The 23082-nt window shown below is 60.9% G+C and carries 19 protein-coding genes and 1 pseudogene; 17 read left to right on the top strand and 3 right to left on the bottom strand.

The genetic code is table 11. The annotated features are described in order from the left end of the window. Positions 1–521: 521 nt before the first annotated feature. The 5 genes and pseudogenes from ACSQ2W_RS17115 to ACSQ2W_RS17095 form a co-directional block, all read left to right on the top strand. Positions 522–4334, top strand: a complete 3813-nt coding sequence (locus ACSQ2W_RS17115; protein ID WP_436087334.1) for a vitamin B12-dependent ribonucleotide reductase — start codon at positions 522–524, stop codon at positions 4332–4334. 562 nt (positions 4335–4896) lie between these two features. After that, complete coding sequence (locus ACSQ2W_RS17110; protein ID WP_436087333.1) at positions 4897–5172, top strand: metal-sensing transcriptional repressor; 276 nt, start codon at positions 4897–4899, stop codon at positions 5170–5172. Between the two features lie 60 nt (positions 5173–5232). Then, positions 5233–6540: a cation diffusion facilitator family transporter gene (locus ACSQ2W_RS17105; RefSeq protein WP_436087332.1), complete on the top strand. Its 1308-nt coding sequence runs from the start codon at positions 5233–5235 to the stop codon at positions 6538–6540. A gap of 23 nt (positions 6541–6563) precedes the next feature. Further along, positions 6564–7001 (top strand): YqaA family protein, encoded by a 438-nt coding sequence (locus tag ACSQ2W_RS17100; protein ID WP_436087331.1) that lies wholly within the window; start codon positions 6564–6566, stop codon positions 6999–7001. A gap of 3 nt (positions 7002–7004) precedes the next feature. Beyond that, positions 7005–7202, top strand: a pseudogene (locus ACSQ2W_RS17095) (ABC transporter permease); the annotation flags it as partial. A gap of 156 nt (positions 7203–7358) precedes the next feature. Here the strand turns inward: ACSQ2W_RS17095 and ACSQ2W_RS17090 are convergent. Then, positions 7359–7562: a hypothetical protein gene (locus ACSQ2W_RS17090; protein ID WP_436087330.1), complete on the bottom strand. Its 204-nt coding sequence runs from the start codon at positions 7560–7562 to the stop codon at positions 7359–7361. A gap of 137 nt (positions 7563–7699) precedes the next feature. Here ACSQ2W_RS17090 and ACSQ2W_RS17085 point away from each other — a divergent pair, with 137 nt between their 5' ends. From ACSQ2W_RS17085 to ACSQ2W_RS17045, 9 genes are all read left to right on the top strand, one after another. Then, positions 7700–10180 (top strand): heavy metal translocating P-type ATPase, encoded by a 2481-nt coding sequence (locus tag ACSQ2W_RS17085; RefSeq protein WP_436087329.1) that lies wholly within the window; start codon positions 7700–7702, stop codon positions 10178–10180. A 50-nt stretch (positions 10181–10230) separates the two neighbouring features. Continuing rightward, positions 10231–10674 (top strand): Cu(I)-responsive transcriptional regulator, encoded by a 444-nt coding sequence (gene cueR / locus ACSQ2W_RS17080; protein ID WP_436087328.1) that lies wholly within the window; start codon positions 10231–10233, stop codon positions 10672–10674. Positions 10675–10864: 190 nt separating this feature from the next. After that, a complete protein-coding gene (locus ACSQ2W_RS17075; protein ID WP_436087327.1) occupies positions 10865–13078 on the top strand; it encodes a copper-transporting P-type ATPase in 2214 nt (737 codons plus the stop codon). A 296-nt stretch (positions 13079–13374) separates the two neighbouring features. Beyond that, complete coding sequence (locus ACSQ2W_RS17070; protein WP_436087326.1) at positions 13375–13755, top strand: hypothetical protein; 381 nt, start codon at positions 13375–13377, stop codon at positions 13753–13755. Positions 13756–13845: 90 nt separating this feature from the next. Next, entirely contained in the window at positions 13846–14073 is a 228-nt protein-coding gene (locus ACSQ2W_RS17065) for a hypothetical protein (protein WP_436087325.1), read from the top strand. Continuing rightward, positions 14070–15533 (top strand): TolC family protein, encoded by a 1464-nt coding sequence (locus ACSQ2W_RS17060; RefSeq protein WP_436087324.1) that lies wholly within the window; start codon positions 14070–14072, stop codon positions 15531–15533. Before ACSQ2W_RS17065 ends, ACSQ2W_RS17060 begins: the two co-directional genes overlap by 4 nt. Before the next feature lie 14 nt (positions 15534–15547). Then, entirely contained in the window at positions 15548–16897 is a 1350-nt protein-coding gene (locus tag ACSQ2W_RS17055) for a multicopper oxidase family protein (protein WP_436087323.1), read from the top strand. A 32-nt stretch (positions 16898–16929) separates the two neighbouring features. Then, positions 16930–17409, top strand: a complete 480-nt coding sequence (locus tag ACSQ2W_RS17050) for a cupredoxin domain-containing protein (RefSeq protein ID WP_436087322.1) — start codon at positions 16930–16932, stop codon at positions 17407–17409. A 22-nt stretch (positions 17410–17431) separates the two neighbouring features. Then, the gene (locus ACSQ2W_RS17045) at positions 17432–17716 is read left to right on the top strand and encodes a copper-binding protein (protein ID WP_436087321.1); all 285 of its coding nucleotides are present in this window, start codon (positions 17432–17434) and stop codon (positions 17714–17716) included. Between the two features lie 276 nt (positions 17717–17992). Here ACSQ2W_RS17045 and ACSQ2W_RS17040 read toward each other — a convergent pair whose 3' ends face one another. Together ACSQ2W_RS17040 and mntR are read right to left on the bottom strand one after the other, a co-directional pair. Beyond that, positions 17993–18361 carry a hypothetical protein gene (locus tag ACSQ2W_RS17040; protein WP_436087320.1) on the bottom strand — a complete coding sequence of 123 codons (369 nt, stop codon included), beginning with the start codon at positions 18359–18361 and terminating at the stop codon, positions 17993–17995. Positions 18362–18537: 176 nt separating this feature from the next. Next, entirely contained in the window at positions 18538–18999 is a 462-nt protein-coding gene (gene mntR / locus ACSQ2W_RS17035) for a manganese-binding transcriptional regulator MntR (protein ID WP_436087319.1), read from the bottom strand. 151 nt (positions 19000–19150) lie between these two features. Here mntR and ACSQ2W_RS17030 point away from each other — a divergent pair, with 151 nt between their 5' ends. The 3 genes from ACSQ2W_RS17030 to ACSQ2W_RS17020 all read left to right on the top strand — a co-directional run bounded on the left by ACSQ2W_RS17030 (position 19151) and on the right by ACSQ2W_RS17020 (position 23057). Next, positions 19151–20317, top strand: coding sequence for an IS110 family transposase (locus ACSQ2W_RS17030; RefSeq protein ID WP_436087318.1), 1167 nt, complete (start codon positions 19151–19153; stop codon positions 20315–20317). A gap of 422 nt (positions 20318–20739) precedes the next feature. Continuing rightward, on the top strand, positions 20740–21870 hold the full coding sequence (locus tag ACSQ2W_RS17025; protein WP_436087317.1) for a multicopper oxidase domain-containing protein: 1131 nt from the start codon (positions 20740–20742) through the stop codon (positions 21868–21870). After that, a complete protein-coding gene (locus ACSQ2W_RS17020; RefSeq protein WP_436087316.1) occupies positions 21867–23057 on the top strand; it encodes a ZIP family metal transporter in 1191 nt (396 codons plus the stop codon). Before ACSQ2W_RS17025 ends, ACSQ2W_RS17020 begins: the two co-directional genes overlap by 4 nt. The last annotated feature ends 25 nt before the right edge of the window (positions 23058–23082 follow it).

The raw sequence follows: 23082 nt of genomic DNA, 5'->3' as shown, positions 1-23082 counted from the left end.
GAAATCCGCCTGCCTTTAGAGGAGCCGTAGCAGCCAAGCCGACGAAGCGCCTGATTTTGCTGGGTTTGGTTTCTGTCCCCGTTTTCCACAGGTAGTGCACACAACATCTGGTGTTCATAAATACGCCGCAAACCAGCCCTTGACGGAATCGGGTCTGATGCCGTTAATGGATCTCACGTTGCGGCGTCAGCGGGACCGGACACATTACGAGGCCGGTTCATTTCAGAAAAAATCGTTTGGTTCAGGCAGTCCGGTGAAAGATCGCCGGTCGCGACGGTTATTTTTTGTGATTGCCCCTGATGCCAAACACGGCACAAAAAGCTGGCGTAAAGAAGTTGTTAATACTATATTTAGTGTTTGCAGCCAAAATCAGCACAAGATACAGGATAACCCGAGACGGGTTTCCCACAGAGAGCGGAAAAACGAGAGCTGGCTGCGCAACCACCCGTGCAGCCGGACGGGGATATTTTGCCCAGCGCTTCGGCGGTTCGGGCATGCGCCAAACAAAGGACAAGGGACAGATGCAGATCGAACGTCGTTTCACCAAGGCAGGCCAGTCGGCCTATGCCGAGATTGAATTCCGCAAGGCCATCAGCGAGATCAAGAATCCCGATGGCTCGATCGTGTTTCGTTTGGCGGACATCGATGTGCCCGCTCAGTTCAGCCAGGTCGCGGCCGATATTCTCGCCCAGAAATACTTCCGCAAGGCGGGTGTGCCGAAGCGCCTGAAAAAGGTCGAGGAAAATTCCGTTCCCTCCTGGCTGTGGCGCTCCGAAGCGGACGTGACCGCGATGAAGGATCTCCCGAAGGACGAGCAGTACGGTTCCGAAACCGACGCCCGCCAGGTTTTTGATCGCCTGGCCGGCACCTGGACCTATTGGGGCTGGAAGGGCGGCTATTTCGCCTCGGAAGACGATGCGCTCGCCTTCCGCGACGAACTCGCCTACATGCTCGCCACCCAGCGCGTTGCGCCGAACTCGCCGCAATGGTTCAACACCGGCCTGCACTGGGCCTATGGCATTGACGGCCCCGGCCAGGGCCATTTTTATGTCGACCCCTTCACCGGCAAGCTCGTCAAGTCGAAGTCGTCCTACGAGCACCCGCAGCCGCATGCCTGCTTCATCCAGTCGGTCGGCGACGACCTCGTCAACGAAGGCGGCATCATGGACCTGTGGGTGCGTGAGGCGCGCCTGTTCAAATACGGTTCCGGCACCGGCTCCAACTTCTCCTATCTGCGCGGCGAAGGCGAAAAGCTCTCCGGCGGCGGCAAGTCGTCGGGCCTGATGTCGTTCCTGAAGATCGGCGACCGCGCTGCCGGCGCAATCAAGTCGGGCGGCACCACGCGGCGCGCCGCCAAGATGGTTGTCGTCGACATCGACCATCCGGATATCGAGGAATACATCAACTGGAAGGTCAAGGAAGAACAGAAGGTCGCTGCCCTCGTCACCGGCTCGAAGATCGTCGCCAAGCACCTGAAGGCGATCATGAAGGCCTGCGTCAATTGCTCCGCCGACAACGATGCCTGCTTCGATCCCGCCGAGAACCCTGCCCTGAAGCGCGAAATCAAGGCGGCCAAGAAGGATCAGGTTCCGGAAAACTACGTTCAGCGCGTGATCCAGTTCGCCAAGCAGGGCTACAAGGACATCGAGTTCAAGACCTATGACACGGACTGGGATTCGGAAGCCTACCTCACAGTCTCCGGCCAGAACTCCAACAACTCCGTCTCGCTCAAGGACGACTTCTTGCGCGCCGTCGAGAATGACGGCGACTGGAACCTGACCGCCCGCAAGGACGGCAAGGTGATGAAGACGCTGAAGGCGCGCGACCTTTGGGAATCGATCTCCTACGCCGCCTGGGCGTCGGCCGATCCGGGCCTGCACTTCAACACGACGATGAATGACTGGCACACCTGCCCGGCCGCCGGCCCGATCCGCGCGTCCAACCCGTGCTCGGAATACATGTTCCTCGACGACACGGCCTGCAACCTTGCCTCGCTGAACCTCTTGCAGTTCAAGGATGCTGCCACCAAGAACATCAACATCGCCGACTACGAGCATGCCGTGCGCCTGTGGACGCTGGTGCTCGAAATCTCCGTGATGATGGCGCAGTTCCCGTCCAAGGAAATCGCCGAGCTCTCCTATGAATACCGCACGCTCGGCCTCGGCTACGCCAATATCGGCGGCCTCTTGATGTCCTCGGGCATTCCCTACGATTCGAAGGAAGGCCGGGCGATCGCCGGTGCGCTGACCGCCATCATGACCGGCGTCTCCTACGCGACCTCGGCGGAAATTTCCGCCAAGCTCGGCCCCTTCCCGGGCTTCAAGCCGAACCGCGACAACATGCTGCGCGTCATGCGCAATCATCGCCGCGCCGCCTTCGGCGAAACCCAGGGCTATGAGAAGCTCTCGGTCGAGCCGGTCGCCCTCATCCACGGCGATTGCCCGGATGCAGACCTGATCGTCCATGCCAAGGCTGCATGGGACAAGGCCGTCGCGCTTGGCGAACAGCACGGCTACCGCAACGCCCAGGTCTCCGTCATCGCGCCGACCGGCACGATCGGCCTCGTCATGGATTGCGACACGACCGGCATCGAGCCCGATTTCGCGCTGGTGAAATTCAAGAAGCTCGCCGGTGGCGGCTACTTCAAGATCATCAACCGCGCGGTTCCCGAAGCCTTGCGCACGCTCGGCTATTCGGAAAGCCAGATCGCCGAGATCGAGGCCTATGCCGTCGGCCACGGCAACATCAACCAGGCGCCCGCCGTCAACCCCGGCTCGCTGCGTGCCAAGGGCTTTACCGACGACAAAGTCGAGGCGATCAACGCCGCCACCAAGGCTGCCTTCGACATCAAGTTCGTCTTCAACCAGTGGACGCTCGGCGCCGATTTCCTCAAAGGCACGCTGAAGGTGTCCGACGAGCAGCTCGCCGACATGAGCTTCAACTTGCTTGAGCACATCGGTTTCTCGAAGAAGGAGATCGAGGCCGCCAACATCCATGTCTGCGGTGCGATGACGCTCGAAGGCGCGCCGTTCCTGAAGGCCGAACACCTGCCGGTCTTCGATTGCGCCAATCCCTGCGGCAAGATCGGCAAGCGCTATCTCTCGGTCGAAAGCCATATCCGCATGATGGCGGCCGCCCAGCCGTTCATCTCGGGCGCGATCTCCAAGACGATCAACATGCCGAATGAGGCAACCGTCGAGGATTGCAAGGCCGCCTACATGCTCTCCTGGAAGCTGGCGCTGAAGGCGAACGCCCTTTACCGCGATGGCTCGAAGCTTTCCCAGCCGCTCAACGCCTCGCTGATCGAGGACGAGAACGACGAGGATGCGATGGAGGATTTCATCCAGGCCCCGGCAGCAGCCCAGGCCGTCGCGGTCACGGAAAAGATCATCGAGCGCGTCATCGAGCGCGTCACCCGCGAGCGTGAAAAGCTGCCGAACCGCCGCCAGGGCTATACCCAGAAGGCGGTCGTCGGTGGGCACAAGGTCTATCTGCGCACCGGCGAATTCGGTGACGGCCGCCTCGGCGAGATCTTCATCGACATGCACAAGGAAGGTGCTGCCTTCCGGGCGATGATGAACAACTTCGCCATCGCCATCTCGCTCGGCCTGCAATACGGCGTACCGCTGGAAGAATATGTGGAGGCCTTCACCTTCACCAAGTTCGAGCCGGCCGGCATGGTGCAGGGCAACGACGCGATCAAGAACGCCACCTCGATCCTAGACTACGTGTTCCGCGAACTCGCCGTCTCGTACCTGAACCGCCATGACCTCGCCCATGTCGATACATCGGACTTCTCCAACACGGCGCTCGGCAAGGGCATCCAGGAAGGCAAGACCAACCTGATCTCCACCGGCTGGACCCGCGGCCACAAGCCGACGCTCGTCCAGGGCGGCCAGATCGACCGCACGTCCGGCGAGCCGAAGGGGGCTGCGACCGCGGCCCCGGCCAAAGCCTCCGGCGGCACCAACGTCACCGCGTTTGCAGGCTCCGCCGCCCGCAAGCTCGAACCGGTAACATCAATCGCCACCTCCGAAATCGTCGCTTTCAAGCGCGACTACGAGGAACGCGCCGTCGAACTGGCCGAGGAGACCGCCGAAGAGGCCGCCGAAGAGGCCGGAAGCGAAGTGACCGCCCTCTTCTCCGACAAGGCTGCCGCCGAAGCTGCCGCTGCCAAGTCGGACGCCAAGAAACTGGAGGCCGAACGCCGCATGCGCTCGATCGCGCAAGGCTATACGGGCAATATGTGCTCCGAATGCCAGAACTTCACGATGGTCCGGAACGGGACCTGCGAGAAGTGCGACACGTGCGGTGCGACGAGCGGGTGCAGCTGATTTGCGGGCAGTCTTCTTCTTCTATGCGTGGGGGGCTCGTCACAAAAGTCATAGGGCCCAAGTTTCGGAACACCTTGCACCCATAGAAATGTCAGAGAGCGGCCGAGAGGCCGCTCTTCTCATGAGAAGCCATGACGTCTCACGGTGACCTAATCACGACGATCGTCGCCTGCGTTGGCAGGCCGGTTATGACACAATCATGCCGTTTCGCGTCGCTGCTCTATTTTTCCTGATGCTTGTATCTGGTCCATGAGGTTTGATTATGGAGACTCACGCCCATGATCACGGCGATTCCCACGACGATCTCGACCTTGCTGCCGACCTTTCGATGACCTCGCCGACCATCATCATGCCGACCACGCCCACGACAAGGGGGGTCTCGTGGCGGCCGTGGGCCTACGCCCGCAAGTGCCAGAAACAAAACCGCAATCGCCGCCATGAAGGCGGCGAAAATGTTGAGAGGTCTCTTTCCCGCACGAGGGATCATGGGCGCATCCGGCATCGCGGATTCGGGCAGGGATCAGCGCTTGAAATATCCTCTCCAGGGGGATAGGTAATAACCATGACAGGACACCGACACGAAACCCATTCCGAAATCGTCAAGCGGCTCAAGCGGGCCGAGGGACATCTGAAAAGCGTCATCGCGATGATCGAAAGCGGTCGGCCATGTCTTGACCTCGCCCAGCAGCTTCAAGCGGTCGAGAAGGCCATAACCAACGCCAAACGCACGTTGATCCAAGACCACCTCGATCACTGCCTGGAAGATGCGGTCGGGCCACTCGGCAGCGACCAGCGGCGGACCATCGACGAATTCAAGACGATCACCAAATACCTTTGAACGAGCATTGCATCGGCACCCATGCGGTGTCGGGACAGCGAAAAAGAATGTGAGTTAGCAATGTGGAACAAAGGTCTCGACTGGTTTGGCTTTGGAAGCCATGGCCACAGCCACGAACCCCATGGTCATGATCACCACGGTCCGCACGGCCATACGCACGGCGTGATCGACGCGACCATTGCCACGACGGACCGCGGTATCTGGGCGATCAAGTGGTCATTCGTCATTCTTGCGGCGACCGCGGCGATGCAGATCGTCGTCGTTGCGCTGTCGGGCAGCGTCGCGCTCCTCGCCGACACCATCCACAATGTCGCAGACGCCACCACGGCGATCCCCCTCTGGATCGCGTTCGTGCTGGTGCGGCGTCAGCCGACAAAGACCTTCACCTACGGTCTCGGCCGCGTCGAAGACCTGGCGGGTATCGTCATTGTGCTCATCATCCTGTTCAGTGCGCTTGTCGCCGGCTACCAAGCCATGAACCGCCTCATCAATCCGGAACCCATCTCCCATCTCGGCTGGCTGGTCGCCGCTGGCATCATCGGCTTTATCGGCAACGAAGCCGTTGCGGTCTTCCGCATCCGTGTCGGTCGGGAAATCAACAGCGCGGCGCTGATCGCCGACGGGTTCCATGCCCGCACAGACGGCCTCACCAGCCTCGCGGTCGTCGCCGGAGCCATCGGCGTCTGGCTGGGCTTTCCGATCGCCGATCCGATCGTCGGCCTGCTGATCACAATGGCCATCTTCGGTATCGTCTGGCAGTCGGCGCGATCGGTGCTGACGCGTATGCTGGATGGCGTCGAGCCCGGGATCGTCGACGAGATCGAGCACGCCGCCGCCCATGTCAAAGGCATCGACAAGGTTACCGAGGCGAAAGCGCGATGGCTGGGCCACAAGCTTCATATCGATGTCGCGGTGGTCATTGACGAGAGCGTAGTGCTTGCGGAAGCGAACGTCATTACGAGCAGGCTGCAAGGCGAACTCTTCGCCCACATTCCGGCGCTTGCCATCGCGACCGTCAGGATCGCCGCACCCGAACCCCGGGGACACCATCATGCTCCTGACCCGTTCCAGGTGGACGGCAAGCTGGCGCAAGGTCTCCTGGAAATCGTCGATACCGCGGACGGAGAGCGTTTCCGCCTGCGCGTTTCGCGGCATGCCGAGGGGCTCTCGGCCGCAGTCGCCATCAAACGCGACGCTGGCCTCGAACAGCACACATTGGTCCCCGTCGCGGGCGACCACCACCTTCTGCAGAGCGTCGAGGCTCCCGCCGAACCGCACGAGTTCGATGCAGAACTTGTGCTTTCCAACGCTTCGGTCAGCGAGCGGTTGGCCTTCAGGATGCTCGAGCCTGAGAGACATCATCATTAGAGGCGTGACGCGGGCGTCCAGCCGTGGGTGATCTCGCCGCCTATTTCGGCCTGTTCGTCGCGGCGTTCGCGGCCGCGACGATCCTGCCGGCGCAATCTGAGGCGGTCCTCGTCGGGCTGCTCCTGACGGGGAATTACCCGACGGCGTTGTTGGTTGCCGTTGCAAGCGCCGGGAACGTCCTCGGATCGGCCGCGAACTGGCTGCTCGGGATCGGCATTGAACGCTTCAAGGAAAGGCCCTGGTTCCCGGTGACCAAGGAACGGCTTGCGCAGGCCCAACATTGGTATCAACGATACGGCAAGTGGTCGTTGCTCGGAAGCTGGCTGCCAATCATCGGTGATCCCCTCACCGTCATTGCGGGCGTTTTGAAGGAGCCGTTCTGGATGTTCCTGATCTTGGTCACCATCGCCAAGGTTTCCCGTTACCTGGTGCTGACGGCAATCACGCTGAGCTGGATGTGATCGATGTGGCAGTTCGTCGTCGATATCCAGCGTGACATCTATCTGGGCTTTGCGGACCACATCAAGGCGTTTGCCAGCGGGGCCGGCTGGCGTGCCTTCCTCGCCTTCCTACCGATGGGGATCGCTTTCGGTGCTGTCCACGCGATGACGCCCGGCCACAGCAAGTCGATCCTCGCCACCTATCTGGCGGGCTCGTCCTTGGGCAGAAATGGTCCGATCGCGGAACTTCGCTTCAAGTTGTTCCTCGAGGGAAACATACCGCGCACCTTCCGCAATCGCGTCGCGCTGCATGTGTTGGAACCACGGCGCGCACCCGTCTCTCCGGGTCCGCGCTGAGTTCCAGCTCGGCCGCCATTTTCAGGACATGCCGTTGAGTTCGGCCGCTTTCGCCAGACCCCAGCCGCCGCCGCGGCGCAGTTCGGATATGTCGTCTTCCGAGAGGCTCTTGATCGAACGCACCTCCTCCCCGGCATAGGCGGATTTGTGATCATGATGGGCTTGCTGCGCGCCTGCCGTTGCCGGAAGCAGCAAAGTCAGGGCAAGTGTGATGGGCAGCTTCATAAGATGGTCTCCACGGAAATTCTGCGACGACCCTTGAGATTGCTCGACAAAGGTACGGGTTCTTTCAAAAACAGCCCTTGACCTTCCCATCATTGGAAGGATTAGCTATATGAGCAGTTAACAGAGGGATCGTCCCAATGACTGCCGTTTCCATGATCGCCCCATCCAAGTCCCTGCCCGTTCTGACCGATTTCGGGATCGGAGGCATGAGTTGCGCGTCCTGCGTCGTCCGGGTCGAGAAGGCCATCGCCGCTGTTCCAGGCGTTGCCTCAGCCACGGTGAACCTGGCGACCGAACGGGCCACCGTCACATACAACGCACCCGTCGCAACCGAAGCCGTCCTTCAGGCCATCGAGAATGCGGGCTACGAACCCAGGATCGAGACCCGCGAGTGGGGCATTGAAGGCATGACATGCGCGTCGTGCGTCTCCCGTGTGGAAAAAGCTCTGAAGGCCGTTCCAGGCGTCAGAGAAGCCACGGTCAACCTCGCGACGGAGAGGGCGACCGTCCGCATCGTCGCCGGCACGACTGTCTCCGCTTTGGAAGGTGCCGTTCGTGCCGCGGGATACGATGTCCGTAAAGTAACAGTGGACACTCCCGCGGATGACAACGAGGAACGGCGCAGCCGCGAGACCGCGCGCCTGAAACTGTCGCTGGCGCTATCGGCTGCCCTCACCCTTCCGCTGTTCGTTGCGGAAATGGGATCGCATTTCATCCCGGCCGTTCATGACTGGATCATGATCAATGTCGGTATGGGGAACAATCTGGTCCTCCAGTTCGTCGTGGCGACGCTCGTCCTCTTCGGCCCCGGCCTGCGCTTCTTCAGCAAGGGCGTACCCAATCTGCTGCGCTGGATACCGGACATGAATTCGCTGGTGGCGCTCGGCACGTCGGCCGCCTGGGGCTATTCGGTGGTGGCGACCTTCCTGCCATGGATCCTGCCATCGGGAACGGAGAACGTCTACTACGAGGCGGCCGCCGTCATCGTCACGCTGATCTTGCTCGGCCGCTATCTCGAGGCCCGTACCAAGGGCAAGACCAGCCAGGCGATCAAACACCTGATCGGCCTGCAGGCGAAGACCGCATATGTGAAGCGTGGCGAAGAATTCGTGGAGATCGAGATCGGCGGCGTCGCGCTCGGTGATATCGTCCGCATCCGTCCCGGCGAGAAGGTTCCCGTCGACGGCCGCGTCGTCGATGGCCTGTCTTACGTCGACGAATCCATGATTACAGGCGAACCCGTTCCGGTGAAAAAGGCGGCCGGCGCAAACGTCGTCGGCGGCACGATCAACAAGACCGGGTCCTTCACCTTCGAAGCGACGAAGATCGGTTCGGACACGCTGCTTGCCCAGATCATCAAGATGGTCGAGGCAGCGCAGGGCTCAAAGCTGCCGATCCAGGCGCTGGTCGACCGCGTCACGGGATGGTTCGTTCCCGCCGTGATCGCGGCAGCCACCCTCACCTTCGTCGCATGGCTGCTGCTCGGCCCTTCGCCCGCGCTCACCTTCGCGCTGGTCAACGCCGTCGCGGTGCTGATCATCGCCTGCCCGTGCGCCATGGGCCTGGCGACCCCGACCTCCATCATGGTCGGCACAGGCCGGGCCGCGGAACTGGGTGTCCTCTTCCGCAAGGGCGAGGCTCTGCAGACACTCCGCGATGTCAATGTCATTGCGCTGGACAAGACGGGCACGCTCACCAAGGGCAAACCGGAACTGACCGACGTCGTCACCGCGGAAGGTTTTGACCGCACCGAGGTTCTACGGCTGGTCGCCAGTCTCGAGGCACGGTCGGAGCATCCGATCGCGGAGGCCATCGTGGACGCGGCCAGAACCAAGGGGCTGCCACTGGCGGACGTCGCCAGCTTCGAAGCGGCTCCGGGATATGGCGTCAGCGGCAGGGTCGACGGTCACGAGGTGCTTGTCGGCGCTGACCGGTCCCTGGTGAAGAACGGCATCGAGGTGGCATCGTTCGCGGAGGAAGCCACGGCACTTGGCGACGCAGGCAGGTCGCCGCTCTATGCCGCGATCGACGGCAGGCTCGCCGCCATCATCGCCGTCGCCGATCCGGTAAAGGAGACGACGCGGGAAGCGATCAAGGCGCTGCACGCGCTCGGCCTCAAGGTGGCGATGATCACGGGCGACAACAGCCACACCGCGCAAGCCATCGCCCGCCAGCTCGGTATCGACGAGGTGATCGCCGAAGTCCTGCCGGACGGCAAAGTCGACGCTGTCAAAAAGCTCCGCGCGGGTGGCCGCAAGGTCGCCTTCATCGGTGACGGCATCAACGACGCGCCCGCTTTGTCCGAAGCAGACATAGGTCTTGCGGTCGGAACCGGAACCGACATCGCCATCGAGAGCGCCGACGTCGTGCTGATGTCGGGTGATCTCAACGGCGTGCCGCGGGCGATTGCCATCAGCAAGGCGACGATCCGCAACATCCGGCAGAACCTGTTCTGGGCGTTCGGCTACAACGTCAGCCTGGTCCCCGTCGCTGCAGGTGTTCTCTACCCGCTGAACGGCACGCTGCTGTCGCCGATCCTCGCCGCGGCTGCGATGGGCCTTTCGAGCGTATTCGTGCTGGCGAACGCATTGAGATTGCGGCGCTTCAAGACGAACTAAAACCAGGGGCGTCCGTGTGACGCACTCTCTTGCATTCAAGGAGCACGGAAATGAATATCGGCGAAGCCTCGAAGGCGTCCGGCGTCTCGACGAAGATGATCAGGTACTACGAGCAGATCAAGCTGATCTCGCCCGCGCTCCGGACCCAATCCAGCTACCGGACATACGCCGACAACGACGTCCATACGCTGCGCTTCATCCGCAGGGCACGCGACCTCGGATTCTCGGTCGAGCAGATGAAGGCGCTGCTGGCGCTCTGGCGCGACCGTTCGAGAGCGAGCGCCGACGTCAAGACCTTTGCGCTCGATCACGTCGCCGAACTGGAGCGCAAGGCAGCCGCGATCCAGGAAATGATCAGGACACTCAGGCATCTCGCGAGCCATTGCCATGGCGATGACCGCCCGGAGTGCCCGATCATCGACGAGATCGCGAACGCGTCCGACAAAGAAATTCCGGAAATCAACGCCCGCTTCGGCGTTTCCGCGCTGAAATGAGCGCTTTGCGTTCTCGCCCGCAATAGCCTTTCGCCGTTGCACCCTCAGTGGCGAGGCGACGAAACATCGCATCGCATGGTGACCATTTTGTCGGCAATCGCCGATACCGATGTACCGCGTCTCTTGCGAAGTGTCGGACCAGCCACCGGAACGTCCCGGACAAGAGATGAAACCATCCCGGAGTTAAGCCATGGACGATCAAAAAGACCATGAAACGCACCACCATCATCATGGGCACGATGCTCAGGCCACGATGGCAGTCAGAAAGAGTGCGCTCACCGATCAGACCGATGGCGTGATCTACACCTGCCCCATGCATCCGCAGGTAAGGCAGATCGGTCCTGGAAACTGCCCGATTTGCGGTATGGCGCTCGAGCCGGAAGTGATGACGGCCGAAACAGGGCCAAGCGCCGAACTCACCGATATGAGGCGCAGGTTCTGGATCGGACTGGTCCTGACGGTACCGGTGCTCGCACTGGAGATGGGCGGCCATCTCACCAATCTGCACATGCTCATCGGTGCGCAGGCATCGAACTGGCTGCAGTTCGTCTTTGCAACACCCGTGGTGTTGTGGGCAGGTGCTCCGTTCTTCGAACGCGCGTGGCGATCCGTCGTCTCCCGGCGCCTCAACATGTTCACCCTGATAGCAATGGGCACGGGCGTGGCCTGGGTCTACAGCGTTGTCGCCACGATTGCGCCCGGTCTCTTTCCTGCGACCTTCCGGTCCGTAGACGGTTCAGTGGCTATCTATTTCGAGGCGGCCGCCGTCATCACCGTGCTGGTCTTAATCGGACAGGTGCTGGAGCTGCAGGCCCGCGAGCAGACGGGTGGCGCGATCCGCGCGCTGCTCGACCTTGCTCCGAAGATGGCGCGCCGCATAAACGCTGATGGCTCGGATGAAGACGTCGCCCTAGAAGCGGTGGTCGTCGGCGACCGCCTGCGCGTCCGTCCGGGCGAGAAGGTCCCCGTCGACGGCATGCTGCTTGAAGGACGAAGCTCCGTCGACGAATCCATGATCACAGGTGAATCCATGCCCGTGACGAAGGAGGCCGGGGCGACGCTTATCGGCGGCACCATGAACCAGACCGGTGGCTTCGTGATGGAGGCCGGGAAGGTCGGCCGGGATACGATGCTTTCGCAGATCGTCCGGATGGTCGCCGACGCGCAGCGTTCGCGCGCGCCGATCCAGCGGCTGGCCGACGAAGTTTCCGGCTGGTTCGTGCCCGTCGTCATCGGCGTGGCCGTGATCGCGTTCGCGACATGGATGGCAATCGGGCCGGAGCCGAGGTTCGCACATGGTCTCGTCGCCGCCGTCGCTGTGCTCATCATCGCCTGCCCCTGCGCGCTCGGCCTGGCGACTCCGATGTCGATCATGGTCGGCGTCGGTCGTGGCGCAAGCCTGGGTGTGCTGATCAAGAATGCCGAGGCGCTGGAGCGCATGGAGAAAGTGAATACGCTCGTCGTCGACAAGACGGGCACGCTGACTGAAGGCAAGCCCAAGGTCACCGCGATCGTGCCCGCAGAAGGCATGCAGGAGGCGGAGCTGCTGCGACTGGCGGCGACGCTCGAGCGTTCGAGCGAACATCCGCTGGCCGCCGCGATCGTCAGCGCCGCCGACGAGCATGGCATCTCTCTTGGCGACGCCCAAGACTTCGACAGTCCGGTCGGCAAGGGAGTCACAGGGATTGTCGAGGGGCGCAGGCTCATTATCGGAAGTTACCGGATCATGGAGGAGGAGCGTATCGACGTCTTATCCATGACGGCGAAGGCCGAAGAACTGCGTGACGACGGAGCGACCGTCATCTTCGTCACGATGGACGGAAAGCTCGTGGGACTGTTCGCCATAGCGGATCCGATCAAGGCGACGACGCCTGCTGCCGTGAAGGCCCTTGTCGATGAAGGTGTCCGTGTCGTCATGCTGACGGGCGACAACAGGACGACAGCGCAAGCCGTTGGCCGAAGGCTTGGCATCACGGATGTCGAGGCGGAGATCCTGCCCGAAGACAAGAGCAAGATCGTGTCCAGGCTCCGCGGCGAAGGCCGTGTCGTCGCAATGGCGGGGGACGGGGTCAACGACGCCCCTGCCCTTGCTGCTGCGGACGTCGGCATAGCGATGGGAACAGGAACGGACGTGGCTATCGAAAGCGCCGGAGTAACGCTTCTCAAGGGTGATCTCCAGGGCATAGTCCGGGCACGGCAACTCAGCCATGCGACGATGAGGAACATTCGTCAGAACCTGTTCTTCGCCTTCATCTACAACGCTGCCGGGGTCCCTGTGGCCGCAGGACTTCTGTACCCGGTCTTCGGCATCCTGCTGTCCCCGATCATCGCTGCTGCGGCCATGGCCCTGTCTTCGGTCAGCGTGATCGGAAACGCCCTGAGGCTGAAGACGGTGAGGATGTGAGGGATCAGCTCCTGGCTAAGGACGGTGGCAGTCCAAAGTCAACAAGCGTACCGGGTCGCCTTAGTCCCGCGCGCACGCCTCGTGATCGTCCGACCCAGGGAGGACCCGAGGCTTCAATGTTGCGCCATTCAGGCATGAATATTCCGCTTGACCTTACCATGGTTGGAACCCCTAGACCCTTCGTCAGACGTTGCATTTGCGGGAACATCGTTGTGCGGTGCCACATATTCGTCGCGAATCATCGGCTACATGAAGCGCGTAATTGACAACTTCCGGGCTGATGGTAGTCCTCGGGCATGGGTATGTATCGAATCACATTGGCAAAAATGCTGGTTCTGCTTCGGTTGGTGATCATCGCATCACTGGCTGGATACTCCCTGCCTGCCGCTTCGGCAGCGATGCATGGGGCGATAGCGACATCGACGACCGTCCAATCTGACGACCACCACGAGATGACAAACGGCGACCACGTCCATGGAGACGAAAGCGCCTCTCCGGATGACATGCAGAAAATTGCGAAGCAGGAGTGCTGCAAAGACTTCTGCGTGAGTTTTGCGATTTTCGCGACCGCCGATGTGGTCGGCGGCCCCGTCGTGATGGCTTCCATCCGCGAATTCATAAACGACAATCGTGTCGTCGGCGAACTCGTGCCGCTGCATCGGCCCCCGAATATCTGAATAGGACAAGCCCGTCCTTGCGGGTCTGAACGTGCGTAGGTGGGTGTTATTACCTGCTGCGCCGCTGCCATCTCCTATTCGGATTACACCATGAAACCTATATTTCTGGTGGTTGCCTTGCCGCTCTTCGCAAGCGGTTGCGCTGCCACGTTGCCCCCTGAAGTTATTGCTTCGGGCGATCTTGCTGACCTCCCGGCCGACGTTCGCCCGGTCCGCTACCAGAGCCCCGTTACAGGCTACACGCACCGCGTCCCGGTCGATCCGAAACCGTGGCGAAACCAGAACGACGCGCAGGCTCCGGACGGAGGCGCGTCATGAACGTTACGAAACTCAAGCTCGCGGCGACTGTCGCGCTCCCGCTCATTCTCGGCGGCTGCGTCTCGGCGGCCGAATACTCCGCTCCGAACTCCGGATTCTCGTCCGTATCCAACAAAAGCGCAGAAGCGACTGGAAAAGACACGGTCTGGATTCAGAACCGCCACGATGCCCAGGCCGTCTCCGGTCGGGTGAAGACGTTGCTTGCGAAGAAAAACGTCGACGTCGAGACAGCGGTACAGGTCGCCCTGCTCAACAACAAGGGCCTCCAGGCAGCCTATGCCGATCTCGGTGACTCTGCTGCGGATGCATGGCAGTCGACCATGCTGGTGAACCCGACCGTCGGTGTCGGGCTGACGGGGATCGGCACACCGGGGTTGGAGGCGTTCAAGACCGTCGAGGGTGTGATCGCTACCAACATCCTGGCCCTCGCCACGCACAAGCGGAACGTGGGCATTGCCGATACCGAATTCCGCAAGGCCCAGCTCAATGCGGCCCTGCAGACCTTGCAGCTTGCCGCAGATACCCGGCGGGCGTGGATCAGTGCCGTTGCCTCCTGGGAAACGGTCGCCCAGTTGAACCAGGCGCAGGCGACGGCAGACGCGGCCTCTGAGCTTGCGCAAAAACTCGGTGAAACAGGTTCGATGACGAAGGGCGGCCAGACCCGCGAGCACGTGTTCTATGCCGAATTGGCGGGGCAGACCGCAAAGGCCCGGCTTGCGGCCCGTCTCGCGAAAGAAGAACTGACGCGGCTGATGGGACTTTGGGGATCGGACACCGACTACCAGGTTCCCAATCGCCTGGCGCAGCTTCCGAAGGGTTTGATCCAGCGAGACCTGATCGAGGCCGAAGCCCTGCAGCGTCGCGTCGACCTGCAGATGGCCAAGCTCGATCTCGAGGCCACGGCCAAGTCGTACAACCTCACCGAGGCGACGCGGTACGTGACCGATCTCGAGATCCTGACGGGCTTCGAGACCGAACGAGAACTCGAGGACGGCGAGAAGAAGGTCGACACGACCGGCAACGTCGAGTTGGAGTTCGTGATCCCGATCTTCGACAGCGGCAAGGCCCGGATGCGGAAATCGGAGCTGGCCTACATGCGGGCCGCCAACCTGTTCGCAGAAAAAGCTGTGAACGTTCGTTCCGAGGCGCGGTCCGCCTACCAGGCCTATCGGTCGAACTACGACATCGCGCGTCACTACCGCAACAGCGTCGTACCGCTGCGCACGAAGATCGAGGAAGAATCCCTCCTCACCTACAACGGCATGATCACCAACACGTTCGAACTGCTCGCCGACAGCCGGGAGAAGGTCAACTCGATCCTCCTGGCCGTTAACGCAAAACGCGATTTCTGGTTGGCCGAAGCCAATCTCGCACCGGCGATCTATGGCGGCGGCGCGGGAGAAGCAGGCGGAGAAACGGAAGTCGCAGCGGCCGCCGAAAGCGGCGGTGGCGGCCATTGAGAAAGGACAAGCAAATGTTCAACAGACGACAGATGCTCGGCGCAGGCGCGGCCCTGGTTTCGACCGCCGCCTGGGCGAAGACCTCCAACATGGGGCTGCCTGAGGCTGCAGTGATGGAAACCGCCGAAACGCAGACGCCCGTCCGCCCCTCATCGGGGCCGGATTACACCCCGGTCGTGACCCTCAACGGCTGGACGCTACCGCACCGCATGAACAACGGCGTCAAGGAATTCCACCTTGTTGCCGAGCCGGTGGAGCGCGAGATGGCGGAAGGCATGACGGCCCACCTCTGGGGCTACAACGGCCAGTCGCCGGGTCCGACCATCGAGGCCGTCGAAGGCGACCGCGTCCGCATCTTCGTCACCAACAAGCTGCCGGAACATACCACCATCCACTGGCACGGCATGATCCTGCCGTCCGGCATGGACGGCGTCGGCGGCCTGTCGCAGCCGCACATCCCGGTCGGCAAGACCTTCGTCTACGAGTTCGACCTCGTGAAATCGGGCACCTTCATGTACCACCCGCATTCCGACGAGATGGTCCAGATGGCCATGGGCATGATGGGGATGTTCATCATCCACCCGAAGGACGAGAAGTTCATGCCGGTGGACCGCGACTTCGTGTTCCTCCTCAGCGCCTATGACATTGACCCAGGCACCTATGTTCCCCGCATCATGGAAATGACGGACTTCAATCTGTGGGCCTGGAACAGCCGCATCTTTCCGGGGATCAGTCCGCTCGTGGTGTCGAAAGACGACAGGGTGCGGGTCCGCGTCGGCAACCTGACCATGACCAACCATCCGATCCACATGCACGGCTACGACTTCGAGGTCACCTGCACGGATGGCGGCTGGGTGCGGCCGCAAGCCCGATGGCCGGAGGTTAGCATCGACATCCCCGTCGGCGCGATGCGAGCCTACGAGTTCGACGCCAAGTATGTTGGCGACTGGGCAATTCATTGCCACAAGTCGCATCACACGATGAACGCCATGGGGCACGACATCCCGACATTCATCGGCGTCGACAAGAAGGTAGTCACGGAAAAAATCAGGAAACTCCGCCCCGAATACATGCCGATGGGAACCGCTGGCATGGCCGACATGGGCGAGATGGAAATGGAAATTCCGGAGAACACCGTTCCGATGATGACCGGGTGGGGACCGCATGGCCCTATCGAGATGGGCGGCATGTTCTCCGTCGTCAAGGTCCGCGAGGGGATCGCGGCCGACGACTACACCGATCCCGGCTGGTACGAAAACCCACCCGGTACGCAGGCCTGGGAGTGGACGGGTGAACTTCCCGACACGACCAAGGCCAAGGATGCCAAAACCCAGATCACGCCCAAGCCCATGAAGCACGGCTGATCTCATCTCCCAACCAACCTAAGGACTGAATGATGAAGACTGCAATTATCGCATTGTGCCTCGCGGCGCTCGCGTCTCCGGCCCTTGCCTCCGGTTCACACGCTGGCGGTCACGGTGAAGCCATGGCTGTCGGTGAGCCCAGCAAGAAGACGCAGGCCACCCAGACCATCCGCATTTCCATGAAGGAGACGGACGACGGCAAGATGATCTTCACCCCGAGCACCTTCAAGGTCCGCAAAGGTCAGACCGTCGTCTTCGCCATCAAGAACGCGGGCGAACTCGATCATGAGTTCGTCCTCGACCAGGAAGACAAGATCATGGAACACAAGGCCGTGATGGAGAAGTTCCCGGAGATGGAGCACGACGATCCGAACGCGATCCGTCTGACCGCCGGAAAATCCGGCGAGATCATCTGGAAGTTCACCAATGACGGCACGTTCAAGATCGCCTGCCTCGTTCCCGGTCACTACGACGCCGGAATGCACGGCGACGTGACCGTAGCCAAGAAGTAAGCCAAATCAAGAAGCCACGACAATGAAATCGATCATCACGTTCGCTACGGCGGCCACTTTCGCCGTCGTCCTCGCGTCTGCCGCGTTCGCTGCCGAATTCACCAAGGGCACCGTCAAGAAGGTCGACGCCAAGGCGAAGAAGGTCACCCTCATCCACGAGGAACTCAAGGACCTTGGAATGCCGGCGATGACGATGGTGTTCCGCGTCAAGGACGACGCCATGCTCGATAAGCTCAAGGAGGGTGCGAGCATCGAGTTCGTCGCCAAGCGCGTCGAGGGCAAGCTGACCGTCACCGAGGTCAAGTAAACCGATATCATCAGGGATACGGCCGTTTGCATGGCCGTATCCCCCACACACCTTCACGCTGACCGAGAGAAGCGGACTCGCCGACATCGACACAGACCGGGCTTGGCATGCGCTCTCAATCCCGTCGATGCACTGAACAACTGGAGGAAACCACGGCATGCTGAACGGCTACCCAGCTCGCTATACGCAGGCACGGCCTGCACCATGGCAAGGTCGTCGGCGGCGTTCTGGACAGCGGATAGCGAAGCGGGCTCACTCACCCCGAGGATAACTTGGCTACGAGACAGGGGTCATACAGACCACCCTCCAAAGGTCGTCCTTCCAGTCATCCCCTCCCGCGTCCGATGCGCGGACCGGATAATCGACGCCGCTGACCGCGACAGTCTCCGGTGGATTGCATCTGACAAGTGCCCGATGTTTTCCGGGGTCGCTGTAGAGCGCTTTGCCCAGCCCGTTCGTCTCTGAGAGCGAGATGAGCACGTCATAGTCGTACCCCACTCGTTCCGCGGCCTGATTGGCAACAAGACAGAGGTTCACAACCGTGTCGTCGCCGAAGTGCGCCGTATGAAAGACAATAGGCTCCGTTGCTGCCGGGCTGGCCAAGAGCAACACTTCCAGCGCGAGAACTGACGCAACGCTACGCATTCACCCCTCCCTTGGTTCATGCGAAGGAGAAATTGTATCATAGCCGTGGGCGAGCGTGTCGGTGAATTGCGCATGGGTCGCCGGTTGATCGTCGGATAGTTTGGCATTCCGCGCCGCAGGGTCTTTGCGCTCGCCTGCTCACGCATGGAGCCGTCAACTTAGGTTAGGGCATAACCTCAAGATCGCCGCTGCAAAGTGAACGCCTTCAGGGCTTCCAACGTTTCCGGGCTGACGTGATGCTCGATCCCCTCCGCATCGATCCGCGCCGTCTCGACGCTGACGCCGATCGAGCAGAGAAACGATTCCACGATCTGGTGCCTCTCGCGACTGACGCGGGCCAATTCCTTGCCCGTATCTGTGAGGAAAACACCCCGGTAAGGGCGCTGCTGGATATAGCCCTCTGCAATCAGCCGCTTCAGCATCTTGGCGACGGTCGGCTGCGCGACGCCCAGCCGCAGGGCAATGTCCACCTGTCGCGCCTCGCCGCCATCGGCGAGGAGGTCGGCTATGAGTTCGACGTAGTCCTCTACAAGTTCACTGCGGCGGTTGTGCCGAGCCTGCTTGAAGCTCTCCATCTGGGTATCGGGGGCGATAAGCGAACTCTCGATCTCGATCGACTGACCATTCTTTTCGTTCAATTCAATTCCGCCTGCTCATAAATTCAACCACTGATCACAATAACATAGCAACGGCTATATTTCCAATCCCCACTTGAGATCCCATCAGGGGTGAGTAGCGGCCTGCACCGTGGCAGGGTGAGGTCGCTAGAAAACTCTCTGGAGGCCAATCATGCCGATGACAGCAGATCAAACTCAAGCACAGACCGCTACCCTCATCGATCTTGGAGCAATTTTCGTCTCGTTGGAATTGAGCAAATCGACATGGCTCGTGACAGCTCTATCGCCGGGAAGTGAAAAGATGTCTCGCCATACAGTTACCGGAGGCGATATCGCCGGCTTGTTCTCGTGTTTTGCCGCCCTTCGCCAGAAAGCCCAGCGGCGCGAGGCGAGGCTTTTTCCGCTGGTGGTGATCCAGGAGGCCGGACTTGATGGCTTCTGGCTGGGGCGCGTTCTCAGCAAGGAAGCCTGGATCGAGAGCCATATTGTGGAAGCTGCATCTATTGCCATGCCGCGCCGCCATCGCCGGGCAAAGACGGATCGGATCGACGGGGAAACACTGATACGCGCTTTGATGGCCTGGAAACGCGGCGAGCCGCGTGCGTGCTCGATGGTCAAACTTCTCACCTCCGAGCAGGACGACAACCGTCGGATCGGGCGGGAGCGGAAAACTCTGATTGCGGAACGTGTTTTCCACGTCAATCGCATCAAGGGACTGCTCTTTACACAAGGAATACGAGATTACGAGCCTTTGCGCCGTGATCGCCGTCAGTGTCTGGACGAGCTTCGAACTGGCGATGGCAGAGTGCTGTCCAAGCATCTCAAAGCCGAAATTTGCAGAGAACTCGATCGTCTGGAATTGCTGCTAACGCAAATCAAGGCCGTGGAAGCAGAGCGAGATGCGTTGATCGTCCGCGAGACACCGGAAACACCGGCTAGAGCGGTCGCGCTTTTGAAGGTCAGAGGAATTGGTCCCGAGTTCGCGACGATACTCTACACGGAAGGTTTGTTCCGACACTTTGATAATCGACGGCAAATTGCATCTTACGCGGGCCTCGCCCCCTCCCCCTGGCAAAGCGGTAACATCAGTCGCGAGCAAGGAGTCTCGAAGGCGGGAAACCCGCGACTACGAGCGACAATGGTCGAACTCGCCTGGCTATGGTTGCGGCATCAACCGAAATCGGCGTTAACGTTATGGTTCAAGGAACGCATCGCACGCAATGCCGGCCGCCTTAAAACGCCGATGATAGTAGCGCTGGCCCGTAAGTTGCTGGTTGCACTCTGGAAGTACGTGAACTCCGGCGTCGTAATTGAAGGGGCAATCATGAAAACTGCCTGAAACACAAACTGCTGCGAAACACCGTTTCTAATCCTCAGGGCCTGATCAGTCCTGACGGATCCAGGTGAACGGACCGGGGATCCTTTTGGCTTTAAACGCCGACCTTGAGTTTGGCCCCGTTCTCCTGAGCCCGTGCCCGTCGAAAGCGGGATAATGGTGCAGCCGCCAAGAACGGCGACCGGATGTGAGGTTGTATAGGCCTGAGAATGGGCCGGTAAATGCTATGGGCTCAGACCGTGGATCCGCCTATCACGGAGAAATACGATGCCAGTCGAATGAACAATTGACAAAAGTCCTGATGTGAATCGGATCCGATGACGGCCCCCTTGCCCTTTCCGATCGCAGGCATTAGTATAGCACTTGCTATAATCATGTTATGATGCTCTATTTCATTGAAATTGCTAATTGGAGAATCGGCCAAAATGCTGAAGTGGGCACAGACCGTCTTGAGTAGACGAAGCCTGCTGGGTGGGGGGATTGCAACGCTCGGTGCGACGGGCATCTGCACCAGCAACATGGCGGCTCAGGAAACCCACTCCGGCGATCATGGTGCCGCAGCGTCTGCCGAGAAGAGCGGCGACATCGCACCCACCCACAGATCCGCGCATGGCGCGATGATCACCATCGGAAACGTCGACAACGCCCGCAACGGCTTCGATCCGACAAGCATGCTCACTGACTGGTATACGGGCGAATTGAGCGACCTGCCGGACGGGCGAAAGCTGCGCAGCTTCGAAATCATGGTCGAAGAAAAGGAAATCGAGATCGCGCCCGGTGTCATGTTTCCCGCCTGGACCTATAACGGCCGTGTCCCCGGCCCCGCCCTTCGCGCGACCGAGGGAGAGCGCCTGAAAATCAAGCTCATAAACAACGGTTCGCATCCCCATTCTCTGCACTTCCACGGTATTCATGCAGCGCGAATGGATGGCGTGCCCGGCGCAGGCGTCATCGGCCCCGGCGAGGAATTCGTCTACGAGTTCGACGCCAAACCCTTCGGCTGCCACCTCTATCACTGCCACGCCCTGCCGCTTGCACGCCATATCCACAAAGGCATGTATGGCCTCTTCGTGATCGATCCCGATCCGGCCCGCCACCCCGATCATCTCGAGATCGCCAAGTCGCGGCTGCTCGGCTCGCCTGAAAATGGGCGATGGCAGGAAATGGCGATGGTCATGAACGCCTTCGACACGAACTTCGATGGCGAGAACGAGTTCTATGCCTGCAACACGGTCGCGCACTGCTACGCGAAGGAACCAATCAAGATCGCCAAGGGTCGGCCGGTCCGCATCTATCTCGTCAACACCGTCGAATTCGACCCGATCAACTCGTTCCACCTGCATGCGAACTTTTTCGACTACTACGATCAGGGAACGACGCTGACGCCGACGCTGAAGACTGTCGATCTTGTCGTGCAGTGCCAGGCGCAGCGGGGAATTCTCGAATTCACCTTCGAGGACCACGAGTCTGGGCTTTACATGTTCCACGCGCATCAATCGGAATTCGCCGAACTTGGCTGGATGGGCATGTTCGACGTTGTGGAGACGCTGTCATGATGCACGAAAAGATCAACGCTGCGGCCTCAGCCTCCGGCTTCTCTCGCTATCTCTGGCTGCTGTTGCCCGTCGCGGTTCTTGCCATGGCCATCGTCTGGCTGCTCCAGACAAACCCGCTGCAAGGCTTCAACAACGGCGCTCCGCCCGTCGAGAACCTGACGATCGAGCGCACGATCCTAGATCACGACGGCCTCCGGTTACTCGTTCGCGCTGGTGGGTCGGACCCGATGGCGATCGCGCAGGTCCAGGTCGATGCCGCCTATTGGGAATTCAGGCAGGAGCCGCAAGGCCCGATCGCCCGCGGCGACACGGCATGGATCAGCCTCCCCTTCCCCTGGGTTCTGGGCGAAACCCACAATGTGACCTTCGTCACCAATACGGGGGCCACTTTCGACCACGAAATCGCCGTAGCCGTACCAACTCCTGTTGCGACATCCGGCAGCCTGTGGTCGCAGGCCATTCTCGGAGCCTTTGTCGGCATTCTGCCCGTCGCGATCGGTCTCATGTGCTATCCGGCTCTGCGTGGCGCGGGCCAGGGGGCCATGACGTTCCTGCTTGCCTTGACCGTGGGACTGCTTGCGTTCCTGCTGGTTGATACCGTCGTCGAGGCGTTGGAGTTCGCCAGCGCGTCGGCGCCCATCTTCCAAGGCAGCACCATGGTCGTTCTGACGGCGGTGGGCAGCTTCCTCGTCCTGATAGCGATCGGCCGCCGCCGCGGCACCCCGACGGGACTGGCACTGGCTAACTTCATCGCACTTGGTATCGGCCTCCACAACTTCGGCGAAGGTCTGGCCATCGGCGCGGCCTTTGCAGCAGGCAGTGCGGGACTGGGCACGTTCCTCGTCCTCGGCTTTACCCTGCACAACATTACCGAGGGCATCGGGATTGCCGCGCCGATCCTCAAGGTGAGGCCCAGCCTGCTTTCCTTCGTAGGGCTGGCTCTTCTCGCCGGCGGACCGGCCGTCGTGGGGATCTGGGCGGGCAGCCTTGCCTATGCGCCGCAGTGGACGGCGATCGCACTTGCCATCGGTGCTGGCGCGATCGCCCAGGTCGTCGTCGAGGTCTGCGGTTTTATGGGCCGTTCGAACGGACAGGGTATCAAGGCCCTGTTGGCACCAGCGTCATTCGGCGGCCTGGCGGCAGGCATTGCCTTCATGTACGCGACTGCCATGCTCGTCAAAATCTGACATTCTGTCCAAAGCATGCCTGATT

It is taken from the genome of Pararhizobium sp. LjRoot255 (assembly GCF_964252905.1).
Lineage (GTDB): Bacteria > Pseudomonadota > Alphaproteobacteria > Rhizobiales > Rhizobiaceae > Pararhizobium.
The sequence above is the reverse complement of the archived record's forward strand: the minus strand, read 5'-3'. Positions and strand labels throughout refer to the sequence as shown.

Bases quoted from the DNA above. Each gene is read 5' to 3' on its own strand.
- ACSQ2W_RS17115 (WP_436087334.1), top strand. From the start codon at position 522: ATGCAGATCGAACGTCGTTTCACCAAGGCAGGCCAGTCGGCCTATGCC.
- ACSQ2W_RS17110 (WP_436087333.1), top strand. From the start codon at position 4,897: ATGACAGGACACCGACACGAAACCCATTCCGAAATCGTCAAGCGGCTC.
- ACSQ2W_RS17105 (WP_436087332.1), top strand. From the start codon at position 5,233: ATGTGGAACAAAGGTCTCGACTGGTTTGGCTTTGGAAGCCATGGCCAC.
- ACSQ2W_RS17090 (WP_436087330.1), bottom strand. From the start codon at position 7,562: ATGAAGCTGCCCATCACACTTGCCCTGACTTTGCTGCTTCCGGCAACG.
- ACSQ2W_RS17085 (WP_436087329.1), top strand. From the start codon at position 7,700: ATGACTGCCGTTTCCATGATCGCCCCATCCAAGTCCCTGCCCGTTCTG.
- cueR (WP_436087328.1), top strand. From the start codon at position 10,231: ATGAATATCGGCGAAGCCTCGAAGGCGTCCGGCGTCTCGACGAAGATG.
- ACSQ2W_RS17075 (WP_436087327.1), top strand. From the start codon at position 10,865: ATGGACGATCAAAAAGACCATGAAACGCACCACCATCATCATGGGCAC.
- ACSQ2W_RS17070 (WP_436087326.1), top strand. From the start codon at position 13,375: ATGGGTATGTATCGAATCACATTGGCAAAAATGCTGGTTCTGCTTCGG.
- ACSQ2W_RS17065 (WP_436087325.1), top strand. From the start codon at position 13,846: ATGAAACCTATATTTCTGGTGGTTGCCTTGCCGCTCTTCGCAAGCGGT.
- ACSQ2W_RS17060 (WP_436087324.1), top strand. From the start codon at position 14,070: ATGAACGTTACGAAACTCAAGCTCGCGGCGACTGTCGCGCTCCCGCTC.
- ACSQ2W_RS17055 (WP_436087323.1), top strand. From the start codon at position 15,548: ATGTTCAACAGACGACAGATGCTCGGCGCAGGCGCGGCCCTGGTTTCG.
- ACSQ2W_RS17050 (WP_436087322.1), top strand. From the start codon at position 16,930: ATGAAGACTGCAATTATCGCATTGTGCCTCGCGGCGCTCGCGTCTCCG.
- ACSQ2W_RS17045 (WP_436087321.1), top strand. From the start codon at position 17,432: ATGAAATCGATCATCACGTTCGCTACGGCGGCCACTTTCGCCGTCGTC.
- ACSQ2W_RS17040 (WP_436087320.1), bottom strand. From the start codon at position 18,361: ATGCGTAGCGTTGCGTCAGTTCTCGCGCTGGAAGTGTTGCTCTTGGCC.
- ACSQ2W_RS17030 (WP_436087318.1), top strand. From the start codon at position 19,151: ATGCCGATGACAGCAGATCAAACTCAAGCACAGACCGCTACCCTCATC.
- ACSQ2W_RS17025 (WP_436087317.1), top strand. From the start codon at position 20,740: ATGCTGAAGTGGGCACAGACCGTCTTGAGTAGACGAAGCCTGCTGGGT.
- ACSQ2W_RS17020 (WP_436087316.1), top strand. From the start codon at position 21,867: ATGATGCACGAAAAGATCAACGCTGCGGCCTCAGCCTCCGGCTTCTCT.